Below are 20,557 nucleotides of genomic sequence, written 5' to 3'. Positions count from 1 at the left end.
GGTTATCTGAAATCCCCGAACCCCGCCTGCAGCGCCGCAATCGCGGCCAGCCCTGCCGTTTCCGTGCGCAGGATGCGCGGTCCCAGCCGCAGCCCCCGGAATCCCGCCGCACGCAATTGCTCGCGATCGTTATCCGACCAGCCGCCTTCCGGCCCGATCGCGAGGTAGACAGGAGCGCAGGCTTCGACCGAAAGCGTGGAGAACGACAGCTCGCCCTCCGGATCCAGGATCAGGCGCAGTCCTCCCGTCGGCAGCGCGGCAAGCACCGCACCCAGAGCGAGCGGCGCGCTCACCACGGGCACTTCGGCCCGGCCGCTCTGCTCGCACGCCGAGGCCACCACGTTGCGCCAGTGCGCCAGGCGCTTTTCGGCACGCGACTCGTCCAGCTTCACTTCGCTGCGCTGCGACCATAGCGGATGGAATCCGGCGGCTCCAAGTTCGGTCGCCTTCTGCAGGATCAGGTCCATCTTCTCGCCGCGCGCCACGCCCTGCAGCAGCTCCAGCTGCAGCGGGGATTCGCGCACTACCGGCGCAACCGAATCGATGGACGCGCGCACTTCGCGCTTGCCGATCGCCGCGATGCGCGCGGCGTAGTCGTGGCCATCGCCATTGAACAGCACGCAGGCGTCGCCGACGCCCAGTCGCAGCACGCGGGTCAGGTGCGCGGCGGCGCTATCGGGCAGCGCGATCTCGGCGCCAACGGACAGTGGCTGATCGACGTGGACGCGGGTCAGGCGCATGCGCCGGCCTCCTCGATGGCGTGGTCGATGGCGGCACGTGTGGTCGTCGCGAGCAACAGCAGCGCTTCCTCGTCGATGCAGTAGGGCGGCATCCAGTACAGCACGTCGCCGAGCGGGCGCAGCAGTACGCCCCGCTCCAACGCAGCGCGATAGGCACGCAGGCCGATGCGCGCCGCCGAATCGAACGCAGTGGCCTTGTTGCCGTTACGGGTCAGCTCGAACGCTACGATCATGCCGGCCTGGCGCACCTCGGCGACGTGCGGATGCGCGGCAAAAGGCGCGGCGAGGGCCGCCATGCGTTGCGAGGTGACGCGGTTGCGCGCGATCACGTCGTCGCTGGCGAAGATGTCCAGCGTCGCCAGCGCGGCGGCGCAGGCCAGCGGGTTTCCGGTATAGCTGTGCGAGTGCAGGAAGGCTTTCTCGCGCGATTCGTCGAGGAAACCATCGTAGATCGACTGCGTGGCCAGCACGGCCGCCAGCGGCAGGGCGCCGCCGGTCAGGCCCTTGGACAGGCACAGCAGGTCCGGCTGTACGCCTGCCTGTTCCGAGGCGAACAGCGTGCCGGTGCGGCCGAAGCCCACCGCGATCTCGTCGGCGATCAGGAATACGCCGTGCGCATCGCACAGCTCGCGCACCAGCTTCAGATACAGCGGGTCGTGCATGCGCATGCCGCCGGCGCACTGCACGCGAGGCTCCAGTATCAGCGCGCAGACTTCATCGGCGTGGCGCTCCAGCAATGCGCGCAGGCCATCGGCGGCGCGGCGGGCACGGTCGGCCGGGGTTTCGCCCGGCTCGCACAGGTAGGCATCCGGGGAGGGGGCGAACAGGGCTTCGGCGAGCAGCGGTGCGTAGACGCGCCGATACAGCGGAATGTCGCCCACCGCGAGCGCGCCCAAGGTCTCGCCGTGATAGCCGTTGTCGAGCGCGATGAACTTGGTGCGTCCTTCCACGCCGCGGTTGCGGAACCAGTGGAACGCCATCTTCAGCGCCACTTCGACGCCGGCCGAACCGTTGTCGGCGAAGAACACCTTGGTCAGAGGCTGACGACCCGCCTCGCGCGGCGCGATGCCGAGCAGCCGTTCGGCCAGTTCGACCGCTGGCGCATGCGAGCAACCGGCCAGGATCACGTGTTCCAGCGTCGACGCCTGGCGGGCGATGGCTGCGGCGATGCGCGGCTCGGCATGGCCGAACAGGTTGGTCCACCAGCTCGATATCGCATCCAGGTAGCGACGCCCGTCGCGACCGATCAGCCATGGCCCCTCGCCGCGGGCGATGGGCAGCAGCGGCAGGGTATGGGGGTGCTCACTCATCTGCGTGCACGGGTGCCACAGCACGGCCAGGTCGCGCTTGCGCCAGCTGTCCGCGTCGCCCGCGTCAGCGCCCGTCATCGGGCCGACCTCGGCCTCTGTTAGCATCCCGCCATCGTGAGTCGTCTTGTGCATCCCACCATTATCCCGTCTAAGTGCATGCCGCGCAGTGCCGGCGCTGGCGCCCCATGCGGAGCCGCGCGATGAGCCGGCGGCTGCCCATCATCCACCGCATCACCGAGCACGACGCCGGCCCATACCGGCTCGAGCGCCTCGACCTGGAGTTCGCCAACGGCGAGCGTCGCCATTACGAGCGCCTGCATGGCCGCGGCCATGGCGCCGTGGTGGTGGTGCCGATGCTCGATGACGACACCGTGCTGCTGGTGCGCGAGTACGCGGCCGGGGTCCATCGCTATGAACTGGGGCTGGTCAAGGGCCGCATCGACGCCGGCGAGACGCCCGAGCAGGCCGCCGACCGCGAGCTGAAAGAGGAGGCCGGCTACGGCGCCCGCTCGCTGACCGTGCTGCGCGCCCTGACACTGGCGCCGACCTACATGAGCCACCAGGCGCACCTGGTGCTGGCCCGCGATCTCTATCCCGAGCGCCTGCCGGGTGACGAACCGGAGGAACTGGAAGTCGTGCCGTGGAAGCTCGATGACCTGCACAAGTTGATCCTGTGCGAGGACTTCTCCGAGGGACGCAGCATCGCGGCCCTGTTCATTGCCCGCGAGTGGCTGAGGACGCAAGCATGATTTCCCAAGAACTGCGCGAGGGCGTCATCGCGCTGGCGCAGGATGCCGCCGCGGCGATCCTGGGCATCTACGACAGCGAGTTCGCCGTCGAGCACAAGGACGACGATTCGCCGCTGACCGCGGCCGATCTCGCCGCGCACCGCTGCATCGTCGACGGCCTGGCGCGCCTGACGCCGGACATCCCGGTGCTGTCGGAAGAATCCGCGCACGAGGTGTCCACCGCGCAGCGTCGGCAATGGTCGCGGTTGTGGATGGTCGACCCGCTCGACGGCACGCGCGAGTTCGTCAAGCGCAACGGCGAGTTCACCGTCAACATCGCCCTGATCGAAGACGGCGTGGCCGTGTTCGGCGTGGTGCAAGCGCCGGTGACCGGCGGACTGTGGCATGGCGGCGCGACCCTGGGCGCATTCCACCGCAACGGCGGGAACGAAGTGCCGGTTCGCGTGCGCGCGCCGGCGACGGCTCCGCTGCGGGTGGCGGCCAGCCGCTCGCATCGCGACACGCGCACCGAGGCATTCATAGCGCGCATGGGCGAAGTCGAGCCGCTCGGCCTGGGTTCGTCGCTGAAATTCTGCAAGCTTGCCGAAGGCGGTCTGGATGTCTATCCGCGCTTCGGACCGACCAGCGAATGGGACACGGCCGCCGGCCAATGCGTGCTGGAAGGCGCTGGCGGCGCCGTGCTCGATACGCAGGGCCGACCGTTCCGCTACAACCAGCGCGATCGCATCCTCAATGGCGATTTCATCGCGCTGGGCGACACCGCGCTGCCGTGGAAAGACTGGCTGGGCGGCTGAAGCACTCCGACAAGAGAAAAACGCTGCCCATGTCCGACCCTGCTGCATCGTCAATCGACCGCCTCATCGACATCATGGCGCGCCTGCGCGATCCGCAGGGCGGCTGCCCGTGGGACGTCAAACAGACCTTCGCCACGATCGCCCCGTACACGATCGAGGAGGCCTACGAAGTGGCCGACGCGATCGACCGCGGCGACCTGGGCGAGTTGAAGGACGAACTGGGCGACCTGCTGTTGCAGGTCGTGTTCCATGCGCGCATGGCACAGGAACAGGGGGCGTTCGCCTTCGACGACGTGGTCGCGGCGATCAGCGACAAGATGGTGCGGCGACATCCGCACGTCTTCGGCGATGCCTCCGTGGCCGACGCCGAGGCGCAGACCGTTGCCTGGGAAGAGCAGAAGCGGCGCGAACGCGAGGACAACGGCCACCAGGACCGTTCCGCGCTGGCCGGCATCGCCCGCGGCCTGCCGGAATGGCAGCGCGCGGTGAAGCTGCAGAAACGCGCCGCCCGCGTCGGCTTCGACTGGCCGGACGTGACGCCGGTGTTCGCCAAGCTGCACGAGGAGATCGACGAGGTGCGTGCCGAGTTCGCCGCGCTGGAGGCCGACCCGGCCGACGCCGCCGCGCGCGACCGTCTCGAGGACGAGATCGGCGACGTGCTGTTCGTCTGCGCCAACCTGGCCCGCCACGCGCAGGTCGATGTCGGCGCGGCGCTGCGTCGGGCCAACCTGAAATTCGAACGCCGGTTCCGGGCGATGGAGGCGCTGGCCGAAGCCGAGGCCGGTGGCCTTGCCGGGCTGTCGCTGCAGGAGCAGGATCGTTACTGGGATCGCGCCAAGGCCGAAGAGAAGCGCTAGCTTCCGGGTGCTTCAGTCCGAAAAACCACAGGAGTAGTCATGTCGCGGCAGTTCCAGAGCTTCCGTGAGTTTTACCCGTTCTATCTGAGCGAACACAGCAACCGCACCAGTCGTCGACTGCATTTCATCGGCAGTTGCGGCGTGCTGGTGCTGCTGCTCGTCGCGGTGGCACAGCGCAATGCGTGGTGGCTGCTGGCGGCGCTGGCCTGTGGCTATGGGTTCGCCTGGGTGGGGCATTTCTTCTTCGAGAAGAACCGGCCTGCGACCTTCCGTTATCCGTTCTATTCGTTCGTCGGCGACTGGGTCATGTTCCGCGACATCATCGCCGGCCGGATCAAGTTCTGACCGTAGGCGGGCCTTGGCCCGCCATTGGCGAATATCCGGCGGGACTCAAGCCCGCTCTATCCGGGAGATCACTCCAGGAAGATCAGCCACGCCGCCACCGCGATCAGCGCGAAGCCGGCCCAGTGGTTCCACTTCAGCGGTTCCCCCAGGTACCAGGCCGAGAAGCCGGCGAACACCAGCAAGGTGATGACCTCCTGCATGCCCTTGAGCTGCGGGGCCGAATAGACGGCGCTGCCGATCCGGTTCGCCGGCACCATCAACGTGTACTCGAACAGGGCGATGCCCCAGCTGGCGACGATGGCCATCGCCAGCGGCGCCGACCGGTATTTGAGGTGGCCGTACCAGGCGAAGGTCATGAAGACGTTGGAGGCCAGCAGGAGCAGGACGGGGGCGTAGCGGTCGAATGGCATGGATGGGCGGCCGGATGAATGGCAAATTACGGCGGGATCGGCGTAGCCTATCGTCTTCACAAGACCTCTACCCGCAAAACGGCAGCCTTCACAAAACTGAAGGAGGAGTGGCCCATGCAAGGTGGCAGAGACGGTGGTCTGGTCCTGATCGTCGAAGACAACCGGAACATCTCCGAGATGGTTGGCGAATACCTCGAAAGCCGGGGCTTCGAGGTGGACTACGCCTCAGACGGTGTCGACGGCTACAGGCTGGCGGCCGAGAACAATTACGACGTGGTGGTACTGGACCTGATGCTGCCGCGCATGGACGGCATCGAGGTCTGCAAGAAGCTGCGTGAAGAAGCCCGCAAGTCCACGCCGGTACTGATGCTGACGTCGCGCGATACGCTCGACGAGAAGCTCACGGGCCTCGGCGCCGGCGCCGACGATTACCTGACCAAGCCGTTCGCGATCCAGGAGCTTGAAGCGCGCCTGCGCGCCCTGATCCGCCGCGAGCGCCGCCAGGTCGGAGGCGAAGTGCTCAAGGTCGCCGACCTGGTGCTCGATCCGGCCAGCCTGCGCGTCACGCGCGGCGGCAGCGAATTGCAGCTTTCGCCTATCGGCCTGCGCCTGCTGACCATCCTGATGCGCGAATCGCCGCGCGTGGTCAGCCGCCAGGAGATCGAGCGCGAGATCTGGGGTAACGGCCTGCCGGATTCGGATACGTTGCGCAGCCATCTGTACAACCTGCGCAAGACCATCGACAAGCCATTCGACAAGCAGCTGCTGCATACGGTGCAAAGCGCCGGTTATCGCGTGGCGGACATATCGCAACCACCGGACTGACGCAGTTTTTCATGCCACAGGGGCTTCCGCGCAGGATCAAGCTTGCGTTCGTCACGCAGGCCTTGATCGGCAGCATCGTGATCACGTTGGGCATCGTGCTCGCGGCCGTGGTCGTGCGTCATTCGGTAATCGAACAGCGCGTGCGCAGCGAGGCCGAGGCCTTCTGGCAGGCGCGCAGCGCCGAGCCGGATCACCGCCTGCCGGCGTCATCGACGATGTCGAGCTATCTGGTGCCCAAAGGCGGCTCGGAGTCCGACTTGCCCGAATCGCTGCGCGGCCTGGCACCCGGCCTGCATTCCTTCCCCGAACCCGGCCGCATGGCGTACGTAAGCATCAAGCCGCAGGGCACGTTGTACCTGGTGTTTTCGGCATGGATGGCCGACCAGTCGGTGCTGCTGACCGGCCTGGTGTCGCTGTTGCTGTCGCTGCTGACCAGTGGCGTGCTGATCTGGCTGACGTACCGCACCTCCAAGCGCCTGGTGACGCCGGTGAGCTGGCTGGCCAACCAGGTGACGCAGTGGGATCCGCGCGATCCCGATGCCAGCGCGATCACTCCTGGTCGCCTGCCCACCGACGCCGGCGTGGAAGTGCGCAAGCTGTCGCGGGCACTGGGCGGTCTTGCCAAGAGATTGAACGAGTTCGTCCAGCGCGAGCGCGATTTCACCCGTGACGCCAGCCATGAACTGCGCACGCCACTGACGGTGATCCGCGTCGCCACCGACCTGATGCTGGCCGAACCAGACCTCCCGCCACGCATGCAGCGCTCGCTCAACCGCGTGAAGGACGCTGGACGCGACATGGAAGCGGTGATCGACGCTTTCCTGATCCTGGCGCGCGAATCCGACGTGGCACCGGTCAGCGAGGAGTTCGACGTGCGCGACATCGTCGAGGCCGAGGTCGCGAAGGTGAAGCCGGCACTGGCCGGCAAGCCGGTCGAGCTGAACGTTCGCGACGAGGGCGCTCCGCACCTGACCGCGCCGCGGCACGTGTTGAGCGTCATGGTCGGCAACCTGCTCGACAATGCGGTGCGCTATACGGACCAGGGGCACATCGAGCTGCTTCTGGCCGGCGATCGGATCGAGATCCGCGACAGCGGCATCGGGATGACGCCAGATACCCTGGCCAAGGCATTCGATCCGTTCTTCCGCGCGGACCGCCAGCGTGCCGATGGCCGTGGCATGGGGTTGTCGATCGTGCGCCGGCTGGGCGAACGTTTTGGCTGGCCGGTCACGCTCAGCAGCGAGCCCGGGCAGGGCACCCGGGCGGTGATCCGGTTCGAGCACTAGCCAGCGGTTTCGCCGCTTTGCGCGGCGTCGCGCTTATTTCACGATACCCGGCTGAACGATTCCCGGCGGACGTTGTCAACCGCGTGCCACCGCGCGCGTTTGCGTCGGCATAACCCTCCAAGCGAGCCTCATGAGCGCAGCACGCACGCCCCCTGTTCCCCGCAAGTCCCCGTGGATCAAGTCTTCCTGGAGCCGGAATGGCCTGATGGCCTTCATCGTGCTCGCCGTGGCCGGCGGTGGCCTGTACTTCTACCGCCAGCGCGAGGCGATGGCATCGACCGGCGCTTACCGCACCGCGAAGGTCGAGCGCGGCGACATACGCGTCGCGATCTCATCCACCGGCACGCTCAGCGCCATCTCCACGGTGACCGTCGGCAGCCAGGTCTCGGGGCAGGTGACGCAGGTACTGGCCGACTACAACGACAAGGTGCGCAAGGGCCAGGTGATCGCGCGCATCGACCCGAAGACGTACGAAGCCCAGATCGCGCAGGGCAACGCCCAGGTCGCCAACGCGCAGGCGACGTTGTCGCAGGCCAGGGCGACGCTGCTCAACGCCGAGCTCGATTACCAGCGCAAGGCCGACCTTGGCGCGCGTCAACTGGTGGCGCGCAGCGACGTCGACCTGGCCCGGGCGGCGCTCGACCAGGCGCGTGCGCAGGTCAGTGCCGCGCAGGCGCAGATCAGCCAGCAGACCGCCTCGACGCAGACCACGCAGGTCAACCTCGACCGCACCGTAATCCGTTCGCCGGTGGATGGCGTCGTGCTGACACGCAGCATCGAGCCGGGCCAGACCGTCGCCGCGAGCCTGCAGGCGCCGGAGTTGTTCACCATCGCCGAGGACCTGGGCCAGATGCAGATCGTGCTGGCGGTGGACGAAGCCGACATCGGCCAGGTCCGCACCGGACAGAACGTGGCCTTCACCGTCGATGCCTTCCCGGATCGACAGTTCCGCGGCACCGTCGAGCAGGTGCGCCTGGCGGCGACGACCACCAACAACGTCGTCAGCTATCCGGTGGTCGTGACCGTGGACAACCGCGACGGCACGCTGCTTCCCGGCCTGACGGTCAATGCCGAGATCGAAGTCAGCCAGCGCGATGACGTGCTCAAGCTGCCCAACGCGGCGTTGCGCTACAAGCCGGCCGGCAACGGCAACGCGTCGCAGCCATTGATGATGGGTCGAGGCGGCGGCAGCGGCGTCATCGACGATCTGGCGCGCAGCGCGGCCGCGCTGCACCTCAACGCACCGCAGCAGTCCGCCTTCGATGCCGCGGCTGCGACGGTGCGCCAGCGCCAGGCGGCGCGACAGGCGCAGGCCACGCAGGAGGGAGGCAACCGGCTGTTCGCCGGTGGCGGTGGCCGCGGTGGTCCGCAGGGCGTCACGGTCGTTGCCGGCGGCGCAGCGGGCGGCAACGTGCAGGCGCAGATCCGTCAGCGCATGGCCGAGCGCTTCAGGGAGGATTTCGGTGCGTTCCGCGCCACGCTCGACGAGACGCAACGGCAGCGGTGGGATGCCGCGCTCAATGCATTGCTTAGCGCAAAGCGCGCGACGGTCTACGGCCTCGTCGACGGCCAGCCTCAGCCGCTGATGGCGCGCATCGGCGCCAGCGACGGCAGCAGCACGGAGGTTTCCGGCGGCGGTCTGAAGGAAGGCGACGCCATCATCACCGGCGAGCGGGCGAAGGAATGAGCGCGTCCGCCACCTCGCCCGCAGCCATCCATGCTGCCGGGCTGTCCAAGACCTATTCCGCGGGTACGCAGGCGCAGGTCATGGCGCTGCGCGGCGTCGACCTGCGCATCGATCGCGGCGAGTTCGTCGCGATCATGGGTCCGTCGGGTTCGGGCAAGTCGACCCTGATGAACCTGATCGGTTGCCTGGACACACCCACCGACGGCACCTACGAGTGCGACGGCATCGACGTGTCCACGCTCGATGCCGAACAACTGGCGGCACTGCGGCGCGACAAGATCGGCTTCGTGTTCCAGAGCTTCAACCTGCTGCCGCGGATGAGCGCGCTGGAGAATGTCGCCATGCCGCTGGGCTATTCCCAGGTGCCTGCACAGGAACGGCTGGAGCGTGCCCGCGCGACGCTGGTGTCGGTGGGGCTGGGCGACCGTGTCGACCACCGTCCCACCGAGTTGTCCGGCGGCCAGCAGCAGCGCGTGGCGATCGCCCGCGCGTTGATCAACCGGCCGCCGATCCTGCTGGCCGACGAGCCCACCGGTGCGCTGGACAGCAGGACCGGCGAGGAGATCCTGGCGCTGTTCAAACGCCTGCGCGACGACGACCACACTGTCGTGCTGATCACCCACGATGCCGGCGTGGCCGCGCATGCCGACCGCATCTTCGTGATGCACGACGGCGAACTCCACGAGCAGGAGCCGGCATGACCTTCTCCGACATCCTGCGCACCGCGATCTTCGCCCTGCGCGGCAACTGGTTGCGCAGCGCACTGACGTCGCTGGGCGTGATCATCGGGATAGCGGCAGTGATCGTGATGGTGTCGGTCGGGCAGGGCACCCAGGCCGAGATCGACAAGATGGTTTCCGGGCTGGGCTCGCAGCGCCTGGACATCGGCTCCGGCGCCGGACGTGGCCCGGGCGGCGGTGGCGCGCGGATGAGCGCGGCGAGCTTCTTCACCCTCAATGATGGCGACGTCGAGGCGATCCGCAACGAGATTCCCGAAGTGCAGTACGTAGCCGGCGCGCTACGCGGCAACACGCAGGTGGTTTATGCCGAGAACAACGCCTCCACCGGTTGGCAGGGCGTGCAGCCGGAGTTCTTCGACATCAACGGCTGGACCATCGCCGATGGAGAGGGTTTCGACACGCAGGACTACACCAGTGCCGGCAAGGTGGTGATCCTGGGCGACACGGTGCGACGCACGCTGTTCGGGGACGACTCCGGCATCGGCCAGACCATCCGCCTCGGGCGCGTGCCGTTCACCGTGGTCGCCACGCTCAAGCCCAAGGGGCAGGGCGGCTTCGGCCAGGACCAGGACGACGTGGTGATGGTGCCGCTGGAAACCGCGCGCCGCCGCCTGATGGGCGCGATGGGCCTGCCCGCTGGCGCGGTGATGCAGATCGCGTTGACGGTGGGCGATGCCAAGGACCTGGGCTACGCGCAGGGCGAGGTCGAGGCGCTGCTGCGCCAGCGCCATCGCATCAATCCGGGCGAGGACGACGACTTCAACGTGCGCAACATTTCCGAGATCGTCGCCACGCGCACGCAGACCACGCGGTTGATGTCGTTGCTGCTGGGCGCGGTGGCGACCATTTCGCTGATCGTCGGCGGCATCGGCATCATGAACATCATGCTGGTGTCGGTGACCGAACGGATCCGCGAGATCGGCCTGCGCATGGCGGTAGGCGCCGGACCGTCTGACGTGCGGCGCCAGTTCCTGGCCGAGGCGATGCTGATCTCGTTGATCGGCGGCGTACTGGGCATTGCCATCGGTGTGGTGGGCGCGCTGCTGGTCGGCAAGTTCGGTTCGTTGCCGGTGGCCTTGAACGGACAGGTGATCGCGCTGGCGGCGAGCTTCTCGATCATGACCGGGTTGTTCTTCGGTTATTACCCGGCGCGCAAGGCCTCGCAGCTGGATCCGATCGAGGCGTTGCGGCAGCAATAACTTTCCTTGGCGAAGGCTGCCCCACCGAAAGCCGGGATGCCACGCGCGCGCGTTCGCACGGCGCACATCCATGGGCGACGCCATTCGGGTCTAGGGAATTGATCGGCTGCCAGGTCAAAGCGACCACCCGATCAGGTCCGTCAGCGCGTTGGACTAAGAGTCGTAGGTACTGCGCCGACCACGCACAGCCACCGTCCCACCAACCGCGATATGCTCAGGAAGAAAAAACCGCCGGAAACCCACCATGCGCTACCGCATCCTCATCCCACTGCTCGCCCTCGCCACGATGAACGCCTACGCCGCAGACAAGCCCGCCCCGCCGAAGACGGCGCTGGTCATCCATGGCGGTGCCGGCTTCGTGCCCAAGGACTCCATCAGCGATGACGAGCGTCGTGCCTACCACGCCGCGCTCAATCGTGCGCTCGACGCCGGCAACAGGATCCTGAGCAGTGGCGGCAGCGCGCTCGACGCCGTCACCGCGGCCGTCGTCGTGCTCGAGGATGCGCCGCAGTTCAACGCCGGCAAGGGCGCGGTGTTCAACGCCAAGGGCGGCCACGAACTCGATGCCGCGATCATGGAAGGGCATACCCGTCGCGCCGGTGCGATCGCGGGGGTGACCACGATCAAGAACCCGATCAAGCTGGCGCGCACGGTGATGGAGGACAGCCCGCACGTGATGCTGGCCGGCGCCGGCGCCGAAGCGTTCGCCGACACGCGTCCGGAGATCGAGCGCGTGCCCAACAGCTGGTTCGACACCGACAAGCGCCGCAAGCAGTTGGAGAAGGCGCAGCAGGAGGAGGCCGCCAAAGGCAAGCGCGAGGCGCGCACGACCGATGGCGATGCGCCGACCTATTTCGGCACCGTCGGCGCGGTCGCGCTCGACGCGCAGGGCCACATCGCCGCCGCCACCAGCACCGGTGGAATGACCAACAAGAAGTGGGGCCGCGTGGGCGATGCGCCGATCATCGGTGCCGGCACCTGGGCCGACTCGGGGTGCGGCGTTTCAGGCACCGGCTGGGGTGAGTTCTACATCCGTAACGCTGTCGCGCACGACATCTGCGCGCGCGTGGCCTATCGCGGCGATTCGCTGCAGGCCGCCGCCGAGGAAGTGGTCAACAAGATCGTGCCGGCCGCAGGCGGCGATGGCGGTGCGATCGCCATGGACAGCCAGGGCAATATCGCCATGCCGTTCAACAGCGGCAGCATGTTCCGCGGCTGGATCAGGCCGGATGGCAGCCGCGGCACGGCGATCCATGAAGAAGAAACCGCAGAGGCGGCAGGCAAGAAGTAATCGCATGCGCCGGCGAGCGGGTGCCTCGCCGGCGTCGAGTTGGCCTCAACCGCCTTGCTGGCTCGCCCAGGCATCCATGCGTTTCTTCATTTCCTCCGGCGACACGTCCTCGACGTGGCTGCCGAAGCTCCACTTGTGGCCGAACGGATCGGTCACCGAGCCCATGCGATCGCCCCAGAACTGGTTCTCGACCGGCTTGTCGACCTTCGCGCCGGCTTTCACCGCGCGATCGAACGCCTTGTCTGCATCCTCGACGTAGAGCACGAAGGACGAGGTGGCGCCGCCTCGCGTCTTCGGGCCGAGCGCGCCCATGTCCGGCCATTCGTCCGACAGCATCACCATCGAGTTGCCGATCCTGATCTCGGCGTGACCGATCTTTCCTCCCATCGGCAGGCGCACCGTTTCTTCGGCGCCCAGGGCCTCGCGGTAGAACTTCAGCGCCGCCTCGGCGTCGTCGACGATCAGGTAAGGCGTCACGCTGTGGTAGCCGTCCGGAATGGGGTTCACTCTCATGGGCAGGTCTCCGAATCGATCGGTGGCGGAAGAAAACAGTGGTCGGGGATCAGTGCGGCAACTTGCTGGCCAGCAGGTCGAGGCGGTCGATCTGCGGCGGTTTGGCAAGCAGTTCCTCCGAGCGCGACATCAGCGCGGCGGCGATTGGTCCGTCCAGGTGCGCCTGAAGGCCGGCCTCGGTGTCGAATGTGTCGTAGATGCCGAAGCTGCTGGGGCCGAAGCGCAGCGCGAACCAGGTGCGGGTTCCCGGCTCGGCTTCGGCCAGGGGCAGGGCGCTCTTGAGGAATTGCTCCAGTTGTTCTTCCTTGCCGGGCTTGGCTTCCAGCCGGGCGAGCAGGGCGCAGCGGGACATGGCGGCTCTCCGCGATGGGTCGGATCAGGCTAGGCCGGGGGGCGCTAACGCCATGCGAAAACACCGCTAGCGGTGCTGTGCAGGAGCCGTCGGTCGGCGTGCGCACACGGCGGGTAAGCGGGGCTTGTGGCAAAATCGGCCCTTCGCCGCGGCCATCCACCCGCGGTCGGTGGTCAGACCCCGTCCCATGTCGATCTTCGAGCAGTCCCTGTCCAGGCCCGTGCAGCCGTATTCCGCATCCTGCTTCGTGCCGGCCTGACTCCTCATGGCAGACGAGTTCGGACATCTTCCGCGGGGGCCCGCGCGCATCTTCAAGGCCGCAAGGTGGTCGATGCAGGGCCTGCGTGCGGCTTGGCTGCATGAATCCTCGTTCCGGCTGGAGGTCTACCTGTTCGTCGTGCTGGCCCCGGTGGGCTGGTGGGCCGGACAGACCCCGGTCGAACGGGTGCTGCTGGTCGGCTCGATGCTGCTGGTGCTGAGCATGGAATTGCTCAATTCGGCGGTCGAGGCCGTGATCGAGCGCTACGGCCCCGAGTACCACGAGCTGGCCGGCCGCGCCAAGGACATGGGCTCGGCGGCGGTGTTCGTGCTGATGATGAACGTATTGCTGACGTGGGGCGCGATCCTGCTGCCCCGGATCTGACCGGCCCTGGAAACACGCGATCCGTCGCGACCGGCCGCTGTTGAAAATCAAGTTAGGAAGCCAAGCAAGTGATTGTTGAAATGCTGACCGATCCGCAGACGTGGATCACCCTGGTGACCTTGAGCGCGATCGAGATCGTGCTCGGTATCGACAACCTGGTGTTCATCTCTATCGCCGTCAGCAAGCTGCCTTACACGCAGCGCGAGCGGGCGCGCAAGTTCGGCATCGCGGTGGCCTGCATCACTCGTATCGCGCTGCTGCTGACGCTGGCCTGGCTGGCCGGCCTCACCCAGGACCTGTTCTCGCTGTTCGGCCAGGGCATCTCGGTGCGCGACCTGGTGCTGATCCTCGGCGGCGCGTTCCTGCTGGTGAAGGGCACGATGGAGATCAAGGATCTGATCATCGGCGAGCCCGAGTCCGAGGACGTGCACACCAAGCCGGCGGTGTCGTTCATGGGTGTGATCGCGCAGATCGCGGTCATCGACATCGTGTTCTCGCTCGACTCGGTGATCGCCGCCGTGGGCATGGCCAACCAGACGGCGGTCATGGTGGCCGCGATCCTCGCCGCGGTGGCGGTGATGCTGCTGGCCGCCAAGCCGCTGGGCCAGTTCATCGACCACAACCCGACCATCAAGATGCTGGCGCTGGCCTTCATCGTGCTGGTGGGCGTGTACCTGATCGCCGACGGCTTCGAGCTGCATATCCCGAAGGGCTACATCTACGGCGCGATGGGCTTCTCGGCGCTGGTCGAGTGCCTGAACCTGTGGGCCAAGCGCCGCGCCCAGAGCCGTCTGCAGCCTGAGTGACGAGTGGCTGGGGAGGGCGCGCTCCATTGCGCGCCGTCCCGGTGGGTGTTGCAATGCCGGCAATGTCACGGAAGGAGTCGCGTCATGTCACGTTTCCCCCACGCCCGCCTTGCCCAGGCCTTCGTGCTTTCCTGCCTGGTCGCGCTGCTCAGCGGCTGCGGTTACAACTCCATCCAGCAGAAGGACGAGGCGGTGACCGCCGCCTGGTCGCAGGTGCTGAACGTCTACAAGCGCCGCGCCGACCTGGTGCCCAACCTGGTCAACACCGTGCGCGGCTACGCCAGCCATGAGCAGCAGGTGCTGACCCAGGTAACCGAAGCGCGCTCGAAGGTCGGCAGCATCAACGTCAACGCCAACGATCCGGCGTCCCTGGCGCAGTTCCAGCAGGCACAGGGCGAACTGCAGAGCGCGATCGGTCGCCTGCTGGTAGTCAGCGAGAACTACCCGCAGCTCAAGGCCGACCAGAACTTCCTGCAGCTGCAGGCGCAGCTGGAAGGCACCGAAAACCGCATCACCGTCGAGCGCCAGCGCTACATCGGCACGGTGCAGGACTTCAACACCTACATCCGCCAGTTCCCGGTCAACCTGACGGCGATGGTGTTCGGCTACAAGCCAAAGCCCAACTTCACCGTCGACAACGCCACGCAGATCCAGGAACCGCCCAAGGTCGATTTCGGCCAGCCGCCGGCGCAGCCGCAGCCACCCCAGCAGCAGCCTCAGCCGCAGCAGCAACCGCCGGCACAACAACCGCCGACGCAGCAACCGGCGCCGGCGAACGGCTGATCCCGCTCGGTATCCGGCCGTGATCTGGCGGCGCATCGTTGCGCTGATCGTGTTGATGCTCGCCTGCGCGCTCGCGCAGGCGCAACAGCTCGCGCCGATTCCGCCGCTGACCTCGCCGGTGGTCGACACCACCGGCACGATCGACGCGGCCACGCGGCAGAAACTCGAGGCCCAGGCGCTCGCGCTGCAGCAGCGCAAGGGTAGCCAGTTGCAGGTGCTGGTCGTGCCGACCACGCAACCGGAAGACATCGCGCAGTACGGCGTGCGTGCGTTCGAGCAATGGAAGATCGGGCGCAAGGGCGTCGATGACGGCCTGATAGTGATCGTCGCCAAGGACGATCGCCGCGTCCGTATCGAAGTTGGTTATGGGCTCGAAGGCGCGATCCCCGACGCGACCTCGGCGCGGGTGATCCAGGAATACATGGTGCCCAAGTTCCGGGCCGGCGATTACGCCGGCGGCATCAGCGACGCCACCGGCGTGCTGGTCAAGCTGATCGACGGCGAACCCTTGCCGGCGCCGATGGCCGACCACCGCAGCGAGCGCCGCGGACGCGGCGGCGGCAACTGGGTGTTCGCCTTGTTCGTCGCCTTCATCGTCGCCCAGGTGGCGCGCGGCATCTTCAGTCGTGCACCGTCGCTGGTGCGTGGTGTGATCGCCGGCGGCGCCGCCGGCGCCATCGCTTGGCTGGTCTCGTCGATGGTGCTGGTCGGCGGCATCGGCGCGCTGATCGGCTTCTTCATGAGCCTGGCCACGGTGCCGACCGGCCGCTATGCCCGCGACCGGGGGTGGGGCGGATGGGGCGGTGGCGGTGGTTTCGGCGGCGGCGGCTTCGGCGGCGGCGGTGGCGGCGGCTGGGGTGGCGGCGGTGGCATGAGCGGAGGCGGTGGCGCCTCCGGCAGCTGGTGAGCCCGCACCGATGAGGACCTGACCGATGCGCCTGCTCAAACACCTGTTTCCTCCGTCGGCCAAGCGCCTGTTCCCGGGCGAGAGCCTGCAGCGCATCGCCCAGGCGATCGCCGAGAGCGAGCGGCTCCACACCGGCGAGATCTGCTTCGCCGTCGAGCCGGCCCTGCATCCGCGTGCGGTGCTGGGCGGGCGCGATGCGCGATCACGCGCGCATGAGGTGTTCGCGCAGTTGCGGGTCTGGGACACGCAGGCCAACAACGGTGTGTTGCTGTACCTGCTGCTGGCCGACCATCGCATCGAGATCGTCGCCGACCGCGGCTTCCAGGGCCTTGTCAGCGACGAGCAGTGGCGTGGCGTGTGCCAGCTGATCGAGGAGCGCTTGCGCGCAGGTGAGCCCGAAGCGGCCGTGCTGGGGGGCGTGCAGGCGCTTTCCGGGTTGGTGGTCGAGCACTTCCCGCGTGGCGATGGCGATCACGACGTCAACGAGTTGCAGGACCTTCCTTACGTCCTGTAGCGGCGACGGACTGTAGCGGTGGCGAAGACGATGAGCTGCCGCCCCTGCGACAGGCGCGCTCGGGCACAATAAGGCCAACACCGACCCGCCTCGGAACCGCATGACCTTCCTGCACCAGATCGACCCGATCGCTTTTCATCTCGGCCCGCTTCAGGTGCACTGGTACGGGATCATGTACCTGCTGGGCTTCGGCCTGGCGTGGTGGCTTGGCCAGCGTCGCGTGCGCGCCGGCCGCCTGCCGGGTGTCGGCGAGCAGGCCTATGGCGACCTGCTGTTCTACGCGATGCTCGGTGTCGTGCTCGGCGGACGCCTGGGCTACGTCTTCTTCTACTCCTTCGGCGACCTGCTGAAGGATCCGCTGATGCTGTTCCGCATCTGGGAAGGCGGCATGAGCTTCCACGGCGGGCTGATCGGCGTGGTCGCCGCGGCCTGGTATTGGTCGCACCGCCACCGGCTGCACCTGTTCGACACCATGGACTTCGTCGCGCCGCTGGTGCCGCCGGGCTTGGGCTTTGGCCGTATCGGCAACTACATCGGTGGCGAACTGTTCGGAAAGTTCACCGACGCCGGCTGGGGCGTGGTGTTCCCGCGGGCGCCGGAATTCAGCGGCTGGTCGATGGAGCAGATCCATGCGCAGTTCGCGACCGGTGCGCTCGACCGTTTCGCGCGCCATCCCTCGCAGCTGTACCAGGCCTTCCTCGAGGGTCTGGTGATGTTTGCGGCGCTGTGGTGGTTCTCGCGCAAGCCGCGGCCGCGTTATGCGGTGTCGGGACTGTTCGCCTTGTTGTACGGCTGCTTCCGCTTCCTGGTCGAGTTCGTACGCGTGCCGGACCAGCAGATCGGCGACCACGGCTACCTCGCGTTCGGATGGCTGACGATGGGCCAGGTGCTGAGTCTGCCCCTGATCGCCCTCGGCCTGTACCTGTTCTGGCTGTCGCGCCGCTCGCCGGTGCTGCAGCCGTTGCCGGCCAAGGGGTAAGCCGCGATGAAGCAATACCTCGACCTGTTGCGCCATGTGCTGGAACACGGCACCGACAAGGCCGACCGGACCGGCACCGGCACGCGAAGCGTGTTCGGCTGGCAGATGCGGTTCGACCTGGGCCAGGGCTTCCCGCTGGTCACGACCAAGAAGCTGCACCTGCGCTCGATCGTGCACGAGTTGCTGTGGTTCCTGCAGGGCGAAACCAACATCGCCTACCTCAAGGACAACAAGGTCAGCATCTGGGACGAGTGGGCCGACGCGCAGGGCGAGCTGGGCCCGGTGTACGGCAAGCAGTGGCGGCGCTGGGCCGGCGCGGACGGCATCGAGATCGACCAGATCCGCTGGGTGGTGGATGAGATCAAGCGCAATCCCGACTCGCGCAGGCTGATCGTCTCGGCCTGGAACGTCTCCGATCTGCCGAAGATGGCGCTGATGCCGTGCCACACGATGTTCCAGTTCTATGTGGCCGACGGAAAGCTCAGCTGCCAGCTGTACCAGCGCAGCGGCGACATCTTCCTCGGCGTGCCGTTCAACATCGCCAGCTACGCGCTGCTGACGCACATGGTGGCGCAGGTGTGCGGGCTGGGCGTGGGCGATTTCGTCCACACGCTGGGCGATGCGCACCTGTACACCAACCATTTCGAACAGGCGCGCGAGCAGCTTTCGCGCACGCCGCGGCCGTTGCCGACGCTGCGCCTGAACCCCGAAGTGCGCGACATCTTCGGTTTCCGCTACGACGACATCGCCATCGAGCACTACGACCCGCTGCCGGCGATCAAGGCGCCGGTGGCGGTCTGACCCGATGGAACTGGTGCTGATCGCCGCGCTGGACCGGCATGGCGCCATCGGGCGCGACAACGACCTGCCGTGGCGCCTGCCCGACGACCTCAAGCGCTTCAAGGCGCTGACGCTGGGCAAACCGGTGTTGATGGGGCGCAAGACCGCGCAGTCGCTCGGGCGCGCGCTGCCGGGGCGGCGCAACCTGGTGCTGACGCGTTCGGGACAGGTGCCCTACGAGGGCATGCAAGCAGTGGCTTCGGTCGAGGAGGCGTTGCGCGAGGCCGCCAACGACGGTGCGCAAGCGCTGTGCGTGATCGGCGGCGGAGAGGTTTACGCGCTGTGCTTGCCGATGGCCACGCGAATGCACCTGACGCATGTCGACACGTTGGTCGAAGGCGCCGATGCGTTCTTTCCCGCGTTCGATGCCGGGCAATGGCGGGTTACCGGGCGTGAGGCGCATGCCGCCGATGCGAAGCATGCGTTCGCGTTCGAGTTTGTCGATTACGCGCGCTGACGACGCCGACATCTGCTTAGAGCGGCCTTCACGTATCGCCCGGTGTCAGCTGCGACGTCATTCTCGTGCAGGCGGGAACCCATTCAACCGACGCCGAAAGCGCCGGGTGAGGGGACGCTCTTGATTATTCCTTTTCGGCTTCCGCACGCGGCGCTTGCCGTTCCTGCGAGGCATTGCGATTGCCATTGCGCTGCTGTCCGCCGCTCTGACGCGGCCGACGGTCGCCCTGGCGATCGCCCGGGTGATGCGGCGGACGCGGCCGCGGCGGCGTAGCGGGCACGTCACGACCCGGCACCTGCACGATCCGCAGCTCGTCCGTGTCCAGCTGCAACGCGGTGAGCTTGCCGCCCCATACCGCACCGGTGTCGATCGCATGCACGCCGTGGCCGATGAACAACCCCAGCGTCGACCAGTGCCCGCAGACGATCTTGAGGTCGCGCTCGGCGCGTCCGGGCACCTCGTACCAGGGATACAGCCCGATGGGCTGCGTGCCCGGGCTGCCCTTGTCCTCGAACGAGATACGGCCGCGCGGCGAGCAGTAACGCAGGCGCGTCAGGATGTTGATGATCGCGCGGTGGCGATCGATGCCGGCCAGCTTCGGATGCCAGACAGGGCCATCGCCGTACATGTTCTTCAGCAGGCGCCGGTACTGGTCGCCGTGCAGGCGCTCCTCGACCTCGCGCGCATGGCGTTCGGCCATGGCCACGGTCCACTTCGGCGCCAGGCCGGCATGCACCATCATCCAGCCGAGCTGGCGGTCGACGTGCAGCATTTTCTGCAGGCGCAGCCAGTCGAGCAGTTCGTCGCGGTCCGGCGCCAGGACGATGCGCTGCAGGTCCGGGTTGACCTTGCGCTGCTCGTCCTCGCGGCGCTCGCCGATGGCCAGCAGCGACAGGTCGTGGTTGCCGAGCACCACGACGCTGTTGGCGCGCAGCGAATGCACCAGCCGCAGTGTCTCCAGCGACTGCCCGCCGCGGTTGACCAGGTCGCCGCAGAACCACAGCTTGTCACGCGCAGGATCGAAGCCGATCCGCTCCAGCAGACGCTGGGTCGGGTCGTAGCAGCCCTGCAAGTCGCCGATCGCCCAGACCGCCATGTCAGTGCAGCGTGCGGGGCACGGTCAGGGTGAAAGCGGGAATCGGCGCGTCGAACTGCGTGCCGTCGTCAGCGAGCATGTCGTAGCGGCCCTCCATGGTGCCCAGGCTGGTCTCGAGCACCGCGCCCGAGGTGTATTCGAAGTCTTCGCCGGGACGTAGCCACGGCTGCTCGCCGACCACGCCCTCGCCATGCACTTCCTGCACCTTGCCATTGGCGTCGGTGATCAGCCAGTGGCGGCCCAGCAGGCGGGCGGGGACCTCGCCACTGTTGCGGATGTGGATGGTGTAGGCGAACACGTAGCGGTCCTGCTCCGGCTCGGACTGGTCGTCGAGATACCGGGTCGCGACGGAAATATCGAATGAGTAGTGGGTACGGCGTTCCATGCCGACAGTGTAGGGCGTGATGCGCTGAATAGGTCAACGCATCGTGCAC

25 protein-coding genes are annotated in these 20,557 nt (G+C 67.3%); 18 read left to right on the top strand and 7 right to left on the bottom strand.

Features of this window, described 5'->3' with window-relative positions; all coding sequences use genetic code 11:
* Nucleotides 1-2: 2 nt before the first annotated feature.
* Both J2X06_RS10700 and bioA read right to left on the bottom strand, forming a co-directional pair.
* Complete coding sequence (locus J2X06_RS10700) at nucleotides 3-740, bottom strand: 16S rRNA (uracil(1498)-N(3))-methyltransferase (protein WP_310062105.1); 738 nt, start codon at nucleotides 738-740, stop codon at nucleotides 3-5.
* Nucleotides 731-2,182, bottom strand: a complete 1,452-nt coding sequence (bioA, locus tag J2X06_RS10695; protein ID WP_310062103.1) for an adenosylmethionine--8-amino-7-oxononanoate transaminase — start codon at nucleotides 2,180-2,182, stop codon at nucleotides 731-733. The genes J2X06_RS10700 and bioA overlap by 10 nt, the downstream gene beginning before the upstream one ends.
* 68 nt (nucleotides 2,183-2,250) lie before the next feature.
* Here bioA and nudE point away from each other — a divergent pair, with 68 nt between their 5' ends.
* The 4 genes from nudE to J2X06_RS10675 are packed head-to-tail and all read left to right on the top strand — an operon-like array spanning nucleotide 2,251 to nucleotide 4,795.
* Nucleotides 2,251-2,799, top strand: a complete 549-nt coding sequence (gene nudE, locus J2X06_RS10690) for an ADP compounds hydrolase NudE (RefSeq protein ID WP_310062100.1) — start codon at nucleotides 2,251-2,253, stop codon at nucleotides 2,797-2,799.
* Complete coding sequence (cysQ, locus tag J2X06_RS10685; RefSeq protein WP_310062099.1) at nucleotides 2,796-3,593, top strand: 3'(2'),5'-bisphosphate nucleotidase CysQ; 798 nt, start codon at nucleotides 2,796-2,798, stop codon at nucleotides 3,591-3,593. Before nudE ends, cysQ begins: the two co-directional genes overlap by 4 nt.
* A gap of 29 nt (nucleotides 3,594-3,622) precedes the next feature.
* Nucleotides 3,623-4,450: a nucleoside triphosphate pyrophosphohydrolase gene (mazG, locus tag J2X06_RS10680; RefSeq protein WP_310062096.1), complete on the top strand. Its 828-nt coding sequence runs from the start codon at nucleotides 3,623-3,625 to the stop codon at nucleotides 4,448-4,450.
* 39 nt (nucleotides 4,451-4,489) lie between these two features.
* Complete coding sequence (locus J2X06_RS10675) at nucleotides 4,490-4,795, top strand: DUF962 domain-containing protein (RefSeq protein WP_310062094.1); 306 nt, start codon at nucleotides 4,490-4,492, stop codon at nucleotides 4,793-4,795.
* 68 nt (nucleotides 4,796-4,863) lie between these two features.
* Here J2X06_RS10675 and J2X06_RS10670 read toward each other — a convergent pair whose 3' ends face one another.
* Complete coding sequence (locus J2X06_RS10670) at nucleotides 4,864-5,205, bottom strand: DMT family protein (protein WP_310062091.1); 342 nt, start codon at nucleotides 5,203-5,205, stop codon at nucleotides 4,864-4,866.
* Nucleotides 5,206-5,319: 114 nt separating this feature from the next.
* Between J2X06_RS10670 and J2X06_RS10665 the strand changes: the two genes are divergently transcribed.
* The 6 genes from J2X06_RS10665 to J2X06_RS10640 all read left to right on the top strand — a co-directional run bounded on the left by J2X06_RS10665 (nucleotide 5,320) and on the right by J2X06_RS10640 (nucleotide 12,233).
* Nucleotides 5,320-6,030 (top strand): response regulator transcription factor, encoded by a 711-nt coding sequence (locus J2X06_RS10665; protein WP_310062088.1) that lies wholly within the window; start codon nucleotides 5,320-5,322, stop codon nucleotides 6,028-6,030.
* Between the two features lie 11 nt (nucleotides 6,031-6,041).
* Nucleotides 6,042-7,316: a sensor histidine kinase gene (locus J2X06_RS10660; protein WP_310062085.1), complete on the top strand. Its 1,275-nt coding sequence runs from the start codon at nucleotides 6,042-6,044 to the stop codon at nucleotides 7,314-7,316.
* A gap of 205 nt (nucleotides 7,317-7,521) precedes the next feature.
* Complete coding sequence (locus J2X06_RS10655; protein WP_310062082.1) at nucleotides 7,522-9,003, top strand: efflux RND transporter periplasmic adaptor subunit; 1,482 nt, start codon at nucleotides 7,522-7,524, stop codon at nucleotides 9,001-9,003.
* Nucleotides 9,000-9,704, top strand: coding sequence for an ABC transporter ATP-binding protein (locus J2X06_RS10650; protein WP_310062080.1), 705 nt, complete (start codon nucleotides 9,000-9,002; stop codon nucleotides 9,702-9,704). Before J2X06_RS10655 ends, J2X06_RS10650 begins: the two co-directional genes overlap by 4 nt.
* Entirely contained in the window at nucleotides 9,701-10,942 is a 1,242-nt protein-coding gene (locus J2X06_RS10645) for an ABC transporter permease (protein ID WP_310062077.1), read from the top strand. Before J2X06_RS10650 ends, J2X06_RS10645 begins: the two co-directional genes overlap by 4 nt.
* Before the next feature lie 244 nt (nucleotides 10,943-11,186).
* The gene (locus J2X06_RS10640; RefSeq protein WP_430539567.1) at nucleotides 11,187-12,233 is read left to right on the top strand and encodes an isoaspartyl peptidase/L-asparaginase family protein; all 1,047 of its coding nucleotides are present in this window, start codon (nucleotides 11,187-11,189) and stop codon (nucleotides 12,231-12,233) included.
* Between the two features lie 45 nt (nucleotides 12,234-12,278).
* Here J2X06_RS10640 and J2X06_RS10635 read toward each other — a convergent pair whose 3' ends face one another.
* Both J2X06_RS10635 and J2X06_RS10630 read right to left on the bottom strand, forming a co-directional pair.
* On the bottom strand, nucleotides 12,279-12,746 hold the full coding sequence (locus J2X06_RS10635) for a VOC family protein (protein ID WP_310062074.1): 468 nt from the start codon (nucleotides 12,744-12,746) through the stop codon (nucleotides 12,279-12,281).
* 49 nt (nucleotides 12,747-12,795) lie between these two features.
* A complete protein-coding gene (locus tag J2X06_RS10630) occupies nucleotides 12,796-13,098 on the bottom strand; it encodes a putative quinol monooxygenase (protein WP_310062072.1) in 303 nt (100 codons plus the stop codon).
* 265 nt (nucleotides 13,099-13,363) lie between these two features.
* Here J2X06_RS10630 and J2X06_RS10625 point away from each other — a divergent pair, with 265 nt between their 5' ends.
* From J2X06_RS10625 to J2X06_RS10590, 8 genes are all read left to right on the top strand, one after another.
* Nucleotides 13,364-13,741 (top strand): diacylglycerol kinase, encoded by a 378-nt coding sequence (locus tag J2X06_RS10625; RefSeq protein WP_310062067.1) that lies wholly within the window; start codon nucleotides 13,364-13,366, stop codon nucleotides 13,739-13,741.
* Nucleotides 13,742-13,809: 68 nt separating this feature from the next.
* Nucleotides 13,810-14,547, top strand: coding sequence for a TerC family protein (locus J2X06_RS10620; RefSeq protein WP_310062064.1), 738 nt, complete (start codon nucleotides 13,810-13,812; stop codon nucleotides 14,545-14,547).
* An 84-nt stretch (nucleotides 14,548-14,631) separates the two neighbouring features.
* On the top strand, nucleotides 14,632-15,330 hold the full coding sequence (locus tag J2X06_RS10615) for a LemA family protein (protein WP_310062061.1): 699 nt from the start codon (nucleotides 14,632-14,634) through the stop codon (nucleotides 15,328-15,330).
* A 55-nt stretch (nucleotides 15,331-15,385) separates the two neighbouring features.
* Complete coding sequence (locus J2X06_RS10610) at nucleotides 15,386-16,237, top strand: TPM domain-containing protein (protein ID WP_310063593.1); 852 nt, start codon at nucleotides 15,386-15,388, stop codon at nucleotides 16,235-16,237.
* Between the two features lie 25 nt (nucleotides 16,238-16,262).
* A complete protein-coding gene (locus tag J2X06_RS10605) occupies nucleotides 16,263-16,751 on the top strand; it encodes a TPM domain-containing protein (RefSeq protein WP_310062058.1) in 489 nt (162 codons plus the stop codon).
* A gap of 100 nt (nucleotides 16,752-16,851) precedes the next feature.
* Nucleotides 16,852-17,730, top strand: coding sequence for a prolipoprotein diacylglyceryl transferase (lgt, locus tag J2X06_RS10600; RefSeq protein ID WP_310062055.1), 879 nt, complete (start codon nucleotides 16,852-16,854; stop codon nucleotides 17,728-17,730).
* A gap of 6 nt (nucleotides 17,731-17,736) precedes the next feature.
* The gene (locus J2X06_RS10595; protein ID WP_310062053.1) at nucleotides 17,737-18,531 is read left to right on the top strand and encodes a thymidylate synthase; all 795 of its coding nucleotides are present in this window, start codon (nucleotides 17,737-17,739) and stop codon (nucleotides 18,529-18,531) included.
* Nucleotides 18,532-18,535: 4 nt separating this feature from the next.
* Nucleotides 18,536-19,027: a dihydrofolate reductase gene (locus J2X06_RS10590; RefSeq protein WP_310062051.1), complete on the top strand. Its 492-nt coding sequence runs from the start codon at nucleotides 18,536-18,538 to the stop codon at nucleotides 19,025-19,027.
* A gap of 124 nt (nucleotides 19,028-19,151) precedes the next feature.
* Here the strand turns inward: J2X06_RS10590 and J2X06_RS10585 are convergent, their stop codons facing one another.
* Complete coding sequence (locus J2X06_RS10585; protein ID WP_310062049.1) at nucleotides 19,152-20,123, bottom strand: symmetrical bis(5'-nucleosyl)-tetraphosphatase; 972 nt, start codon at nucleotides 20,121-20,123, stop codon at nucleotides 19,152-19,154.
* Nucleotide 20,124: 1 nt separating this feature from the next.
* Nucleotides 20,125-20,508: a Co2+/Mg2+ efflux protein ApaG gene (gene apaG / locus J2X06_RS10580; protein ID WP_310062046.1), complete on the bottom strand. Its 384-nt coding sequence runs from the start codon at nucleotides 20,506-20,508 to the stop codon at nucleotides 20,125-20,127.
* Between the last annotated feature and the right edge of the window lie 49 nt (nucleotides 20,509-20,557).

It is taken from the genome of Lysobacter niastensis, from assembly GCF_031457115.1.
Taxonomy (GTDB): domain Bacteria; phylum Pseudomonadota; class Gammaproteobacteria; order Xanthomonadales; family Xanthomonadaceae; genus Lysobacter_J; species Lysobacter_J niastensis_A.
Note: the sequence above shows the minus strand (reverse complement) of the source record. Positions and strands in the feature narration are given on the sequence as shown.